This window comes from Mesorhizobium sp. M7A.F.Ca.US.002.01.1.1 (assembly GCF_004022955.1).
Lineage (GTDB): Bacteria > Pseudomonadota > Alphaproteobacteria > Rhizobiales > Rhizobiaceae > Mesorhizobium > Mesorhizobium ciceri.
Genome location: NZ_RZQE01000304.1, coordinates 1 through 7,402, shown reverse-complemented (window position 1 = coordinate 7,402; position 7,402 = coordinate 1). Strand labels below are relative to the sequence as shown.

The 7,402-nt window shown below is 64.0% G+C and carries 6 protein-coding genes; all 6 read left to right on the top strand.

All coding sequences use genetic code 11. The features are described 5' to 3' along the window. Positions 1-214 precede the first annotated feature (214 nt). A complete protein-coding gene (locus EN932_RS24385; protein ID WP_127388437.1) occupies positions 215-2,647 on the top strand; it encodes a glucan 1,4-alpha-glucosidase in 2,433 nt (810 codons plus the stop codon). Positions 2,648-2,681: 34 nt separating this feature from the next. Continuing rightward, on the top strand, positions 2,682-3,695 hold the full coding sequence (gnd, locus tag EN932_RS24380) for a phosphogluconate dehydrogenase (NAD(+)-dependent, decarboxylating) (RefSeq protein ID WP_127368656.1): 1,014 nt from the start codon (positions 2,682-2,684) through the stop codon (positions 3,693-3,695). 22 nt (positions 3,696-3,717) lie between these two features. After that, positions 3,718-5,094: a glucose-6-phosphate dehydrogenase gene (gene zwf, locus EN932_RS24375; protein WP_024504766.1), complete on the top strand. Its 1,377-nt coding sequence runs from the start codon at positions 3,718-3,720 to the stop codon at positions 5,092-5,094. 13 nt (positions 5,095-5,107) lie between these two features. After that, on the top strand, positions 5,108-5,827 hold the full coding sequence (locus EN932_RS24370; protein WP_027163053.1) for an ROK family protein: 720 nt from the start codon (positions 5,108-5,110) through the stop codon (positions 5,825-5,827). A 216-nt stretch (positions 5,828-6,043) separates the two neighbouring features. After that, positions 6,044-6,505, top strand: coding sequence for a MucR family transcriptional regulator (locus EN932_RS24365; protein WP_013528917.1), 462 nt, complete (start codon positions 6,044-6,046; stop codon positions 6,503-6,505). 224 nt (positions 6,506-6,729) lie between these two features. After that, positions 6,730-7,402 (top strand): pyridoxal phosphate-dependent aminotransferase (locus tag EN932_RS24355; RefSeq protein ID WP_164890600.1); only part of this gene is annotated, 673 nt, incomplete at its 3' end.

Here is a 7,402-nt window from a genome sequence, read left to right as displayed (position 1 = left end):
GGTACATTTTCGTCTATGGTGCTGATTTGCGCCGGTGACCCGCCGCACTGGCGGGTTTTTCATTTGCTGCTCCGTCAGCGCAGGCGAAAGCTCCGAAGAAACCCGTTAGCCCTAGTTCGTTGCCCTGCCGTCGGCCCGCCGATCAACTTGCGGTGCAATGATTGTAAAGGGTTCGCGTCATGGTCTAGGGAGGAGGCCAGGAGACTGAAACAGAATGCCAGTGACGCAAAACGTTGCTCCGGGCGCCCCGGGAATTCCGGCGCGCTGGACGTCAAGCGCCAAGAGCGGCGTCGGAACGTCGCTTTCGCCGGCCGGCCGGATCTGGTTCACGATCAGCCACGGCATCCTCAACGAAATCTACTATTCGCGCGTCGACAGTGCCTGCACCCGCGACCTCGGCCTGATCGTCACCGCCGCCGCCGGCTATTTCTCGGAAGAGAAGCGCGCTGCCACGCACAGCATCGAACCGTTCGAGGACGGCGTACCCGCCTACCGGCTGGTCAACACGGCGAACGACGGCGCCTGGCGGATCGAAAAGCGCATCCTCGCCGATCCGGCGCGCCCGGCGCTGCTGCAGGAAATCACCTTCACGGCGCTGAGGGGCGTCGCTGACGATTATCGCGTCTACGCGCTTCTGGCGCCGCATCTGGTCAATGCCGGCATGGGCAACACCGCCTGGGTCGGCGAACACGAGGGAAAGCCCGTGCTGTTCGCCTCGGGGCGCGGCTCCTGCCTGGCGCTGGCCTCGTCGCTGCCCTGGCGGACCGGTTCGGCCGGCTATGTCGGTTTTTCCGACGGTTGGCAGCAACTGCACAACACAGGTGAGCTCGATGCTGCGTACCAGCGGGCCGAGGACGGCAATGTCGCGCTGACCGGCGAGATCGGCTTTTCCGCGGCCAGGACCAAGGCTTTGCTGGCGCTGGGATTTGGCGCGACGCCCGAGGAGGCTGCGGAACATGCTTTCGCCAGCCTGAAGCAGGGTTTTGAACCCGCGGCGAACTCCTACCTCCAGAACTGGCGCAACTGGCAAAAGGGCCTGCTGCCGCTCGACCGGCACGCGGTGCCCGGGATCAACTTCTATCGCGTCTCGACGGCGGTACTGGCGACGCACCGGTCGATCGCCACACCGGGCGCCGCGGTCGCCAGCCTGTCGATCCCGTGGGGCTTCGACAAGGGCGACGACGACCTCGGCGGCTACCATCTGGTCTGGCCGCGCGATCTGGTCGAGACGGCCGGCGGCTTTCTTGCTGCCGGCGACGCCGCCTCGGCGTTGCAAATCCTCGACTATCTCGGCTCCATCCAGCAGCCGGATGGCCACTGGCCGCAGAACGCCTGGCTCGACGGATCGGCCTATTGGCCCGGCATCCAGATGGACGAATGCGCCTTTCCGCTGCTGCTGGCCGAAGCTTTGCACCGCGCCGGCCATTTGCCGCACGCCAAGCTCGCAGTCTTTCTGCCGATGATCGAGCGCGCCGCCGGCTTCGTCGTGCGCAACGGGCCGGTCACCGGCGAGGACCGCTGGGAAGAGGATGCCGGCTACAGCCCGTTCACGCTCGCCGTCGAAATCGCCGCACTGCTTGCCGCAGCCGACCTGCTCGACGCCTGTGGCAAGCCGGACGCGGCGACCTATCTGCGCGAGACATCAGACGTCTGGAACGACCAGGTCGAGCGCTGGACCTACGTCACCGGCACGGCGATCTGCGGTCAAGTCGGCGTCGAAGGCTACTATGTCCGCATAGCACCACCCGACAGCGCCGAGGCCGGTTCGCCGAAGGACGGCTATGTCCCGATCAAGAACCGGCCACCCGGCGACACCAACCGGCCGGCCGAGCAAATCGTCAGTCCGGATGCGCTTGCACTTGTCCGCTTCGGCCTGCGGGCGGCCGACGACCCGCGCATGACAGACACGGTCAAGGTCATCGACGCGCAATTGCGCTGCGATCTGCCGCAAGGGCCGCTCTGGTATCGCTACAACGGCGACGGCTATGGCGAGCATGAAGATGGCGCACCTTTCGACGGCACCGGCCAGGGTCGCCCCTGGCCGCTGCTGGCCGGCGAACGCGCCCACTATGAGCTGGCGGCCGGGCGTAGGGAAAAGGCAGCCAGCCTGCTGGCAGCGCTGGAAGGCTCGGCCGGACCGGGCGGCCTGTTGCCGGAGCAGGTCTGGGACGGCGCCGATATGCCGGAGCGCGAACTGCTGCACGGCCGCCCCTCGGGCAGCGCCATGCCGCTGGTCTGGGCGCATTCGGAGCATATCAAGCTGTTGCGCTCGCTGCGCGACGGCGCGGTCTTCGACATGCCGCCGCAAGGCGTCAAGCGGTATATCGAGGCCAAGACAGTGTCGCCGTTCCGGACATGGCGGTTCAACAACAAGATCCGCACGGTCCCGGCCGGCAAGACACTGCGCGTCGAACTGTTGGCTCCGGCTACAGTCCATTGGAGCACCGACAACTGGGCGACCGCCCACGACAGCCAGACGGTGGAGAACGATTTCGGCATCCATCTTGCCGATCTGGCCGTCTCTGGCCTTCCCAAGGGAAGCACGCTGACCTTCACTTTTTTCTGGCCCGGGGCCGGCGATTGGGAGAATGTCGACTTCTCCGTCATCTCAGGCGACCAGGACAGCCAGCAGACCTTCCCTCGATAACCCCGCAAATCTCCTAGAAAACAGGGACGAAACCATGCAGATCGGAATGATGGGACTGGGCCGGATGGGCGCCAACATGGTCCGGCGCCTGATGCGCGACGGCCACGAATGCGTCGTCTACGACATCAACCCGGCCAGCGTCGCGGCCCTGGTGACCGACGGCGCGTCAGGGGCGGCCTCGATGGAAGAATTCATCGGCAAGCTGGCCAAGCCGCGCTGTGTGTGGCTGATGCTGCCGGCGGCGATCACCGGCAGGATCATCGACCAGGTGGCGGCCCTGATGGAGCCCGGCGACATCGTCGTCGACGGCGGCAATTCCTATTATCACGACGCCGTCGACCAGGCCGCGAAACTGGCCGGCAAGGGCATCCATCTTGTCGATGTCGGCACCAGCGGCGGCGTCTGGGGCCTGGAGCGTGGCTACTGCCTGATGATCGGCGGTCCCGACGTGGCGGTGCAGCACCTCGATTCGATCTTCGCCACGCTGGCGCCGGGCGCCGATGCCGGCTCCAATCCGTCCAGGGATGCCGGGACCGCGCCCTTCGGCTATCTGCATTGCGGACCGAGCGGCGCCGGCCACTTCGTCAAGATGGTGCACAACGGCATCGAATATGGCGTCATGGCCGCCTATGCCGAAGGCATGAACATCCTGAAATCGGCCAATGCAGGCAAGCGGCAACGGACGGCGGACGCCGAGACCAGCCCGCTGGAAAACCCGCAATACTACCAGTTCGACATCGACCTCCCCCAGGTGGCCGAGGTCTGGCGGCATGGCAGCGTTATCGGCTCCTGGCTGCTCGACCTGACGGCCGGCGCCTTGAAGAGCGATCCGGGCCTGGTGAATTTCGGCGGCCGCGTTTCGGATTCCGGCGAAGGCCGCTGGACGCTGAAGGCGGCCATCGACACCGGCGTGCCGGCTCCGGTGCTGTCCTCGGCGCTGTTCGACCGCTTCTCCTCGCAGGGCGAATCCGAATTCGCCGACAAGCTGCTCTCCGCCATGCGCTATGCCTTTGGCGGCCATGTTGAGAAGCCGAAGGCCGGCAAGTGAGGACAGCGGGGGAGACACGCGCATGAGCCAGGAACGGTCCGACACGCTGGTGCTCTTCGGGGCCACCGGCGACCTCGCCCACAAGAAGATATTTCCAGCCCTTTACCAGATGGTCGCCAAGGGCACGCTTACCGAACCGGTGATCGGCGTCGCCTTCGATGCCTGGGACCTCAAGCAATTGCAGGCGCGCGCGCGTGACGGCATCGTCAATGCGCTCGGCAAGATCGACGAAAAAGCCTTCGCCAAATTCGCCTCGCTGCTGCGCTACGTCAGCGGCGACTACCGTGACGGAGCGACGTTCGAGAAACTGAAGAGCGCGCTCGGCACCGCACAGCGACCGCTGCATTACATGGCGGTGCCGCCGACCATGTTCGAGACCGTCGTCCAGGGGCTGGAGCAGTCGGGCACGGCGCATGGCGCGCGGCTGATGGTGGAAAAGCCCTTCGGTCACGATCTGCAATCGGCGCGCTGGCTGAACCGGGTCCTGCATCTGGTGTTCGACGAGCAGTCGATCTTCCGCATCGACCACTACCTGGGCAAGGAAGCGATCCAGAACCTGCTCTATTTCCGCTTCGCCAATTCCTTCCTCGAGCCGATCTGGAACCGCAACTACGTCGAGAGCGTGCAGATCACCATGGCCGAGGATTTCGGCGTCGAGGGACGTGGCCGCTTCTATGACGATGTCGGCTGCATCAGGGACGTCATCGAGAACCATCTGCTCAACATCCTGTTGCTGCTTGCCATGGAGCCGCCTGTCGGCCGCTCCGCCGACGATCTGATCGACGAGAAGGTGCAGGTGCTGCGCGCGATCAGGACGCTGACCAAAGACGATGTCGTGCGCGGCCAGTTCACCGGCTATCTCACTGAACCCGGCGTCGCGCCGAACTCGCCCGTCGAGACCTTCGCGGCGGTGCGTTTCTTCGTCGACACCTGGCGCTGGCAGGACGTGCCGTTTTTCATCCGCGCCGGCAAGAACATGCCGGTGCATGTCACCGAAGTGGTGGTGCGGCTGAAGCGGCCCCCGCTCGATGTCTTCGATCCGATCAAGCCCGCCGACCAGAACTACGTCCGCTTCCGCATCGACCCACAGGTGGTGATCGCCATCGGAGCACAGCGCAAGGCGCCGGGCGACGACATGATCGGCGAGCAGGTCGAACTGACGGCGCTCGACGACTCGAAGGGCGACATGCCGCCCTATGAACGCTTGATAGGCGACGCCATGAACGGCAACGGCCAGCTGTTCACCCGCCAGGACGCCAGCGAACTGGCCTGGCGCATCGTCGGCCCGGTGCTTGGCGACACCACGCCGCCGCACCTCTACGAGCCGCTCACATGGGGACCGGCGGACGTCATGGCCGGGTTCGGGCCACCCAATGGCTGGATCGATCCGGTGAAGTGAGAGGAACCACGCGATGGCCAAGGCAGTGAAGCAACCAGCATCGGGCACCGAGACGCCGGATGCTGAAAAGATCGTGCTCACGATCGACATCGGCGGCTCGCACGTCAAGATCCTCACCAGCGCCGGCGGCGCGGAGCGCCGCGCCGATTCGGGGCCGGGGCTGACGCCGCAACAGATGATCGATACCGTGAAGAAGCTCGCCGAAGGCCTGTCCTACGACGTCGTCTCGATGGGCTATCCCGGTCCGGTCAACCACAACAGGCCGCTCGCCGACCCCGCCAATCTCGGCAGGGGCTGGGCTGGTTTCGACTTTGCGGGCGCGTTCGGCAAACCGGTGAAAGTGGTCAATGACGCGCTGATGCAGGCCATCGGCAGCTACGAGGGCGGGCGCATGCTGTTCCTCGGGCTCGGCACCGGGCTCGGTGCGGCGATGATTGCCGACAACGTCGCCCAACCGATGGAACTCGCGCATCTGCCCTACAAGAAGGGCAAGAGCTTCGAGGATTATGTCGGCGAACGCGGCCTGGAAAAGCGCGGCAAGAAGAAATGGCGCAAATACGTCTTCGACGTCGTCGACCGGCTCCGTGCCGCCATGCAGCCTGACTATGTCGTCATTGGTGGCGGCAACGTCGACAAGCTCGATGAATTGCCCGCCGACTCCAGGCGCGGCGACAACACACGCGCCTTCGAAGGCGGGTTTCGTTTGTGGCGCGACAAGGCGCTGATAGTCTGATACTGTTATTGTTTAATATAGTTGTTCAAAATAACGTGTGACCTGCCATCAAGTCGTTGCAATACGCAGATTTGCCGACTAGGAATTCCGCGCTACAACAACGCCAATTCGTCCCGTGGACGCACGAAGGACGCCATAGCATTTTGATTTCGCGCATGATCCTTTCCGGAAGTCGAATCCGATTTTCAGGTCATTCGCTGTAGACGGAGAAATAGAGTGACCGACGATAGCAACAGTGCCCGTAAAGACATCGATCTGCTCGAGCTGACCGCCCACATCGTGTCCGCTTACGTCGAGAAGAACCGCTTGCCTGCCTCCGGCCTGGCCGACCTCATCGCCAGCGTCAGCGCCTCGATAAGCGGGCTCGGCAAGCCTGCGGTCCCGGTGGCTGCCCCGCTGGTCCCGGCGGTCAATCCCAAGAAGTCGGTGACGCCCGATTTCATCATCTGCCTCGAAGACGGCAAGAAGTTCAAATCGCTGAAGCGTCACATCGGTGTGCATTTCGGCCTGACGCCGGACGCCTATCGCGCCAAATGGGGCTTGCCGTCGGACTATCCGATGGTCGCTCCCAACTACGCGGCCTCGCGTTCGCTGCTGGCGAAGTCGATCGGCCTCGGCCGCAAGGCCGCCCCCGTCAAGGCGCCCGCCAAGGGCAGGAAGGCCAAGGCCTCGGCCTGAACATTCAGTCCTGAGCCAACAGTTAGGACGACTGGAACAGAAGCCTGCCGGCGAATCCGCCTTGGCAGGCTTCATGTTCTTATGGCTTGGATGGACCGGACGGGTTCCTAGAGCAATTCCAGGAAAAGTGTGAAACGGTTTTCCGTCCGGAATTGCGTAAAAACAAGGAGTTAGAGCGGGTCGCCGTTTCCGTGAAACGGTGAACTGCTCTTGGGGAGTGAGCCATGAACTACACCAGGATGGTGATCGAGAAAGAGGCGCCGGAAGAATACGGCTACGACCGTATCCGCTTCAATCTTTCCGAAAGCTCGATCGCCGACCAGAAGCTCTCCGACATCGGCCTGTCGCTGCCCGATCTCACGCTTTTCTATGGCGAGCATCGCGGCGACAAGCAGTTGCGTGCACTGATATCGGCGCAGGATGCCGGCATTTCGCCGGATGATGTCCTGGTCACCGCCGGTGCCGCCGGCGCGCTGTTCATCATCTCGACCTCGCTTTTGTCGGCCAACGACCATCTCGTCGTCATCCGGCCCAACTACGCCACCAACATCGAAACCCCAAGGGCGATCGGCTGCGCCATCAGCTTTGTCGACCTGGCCTTCGAGGAAGGCTTCGCCATCGACGTCGAACGCGTCAAGGCCGCGATTCGGCCGGACACGAAGCTGATCAGCGTCACCTGCCCGCACAACCCGACCGGCACGATGATGAGCCGAGCCGAGCTCGATGCGCTGGTGGCGCTTGCCGAAAGCAGCGACTGCCATCTGCTGGTCGACGAGACCTATCGCGACCTCTCCTACGGCAGGCGGCTGCCGACGGCTGCCTCACTGAGCCCGAAGGCGATCAGCCTCTCGTCATTGTCCAAGGCCTTCTGCATTCCCGGCATCCGCATCGGCTGGC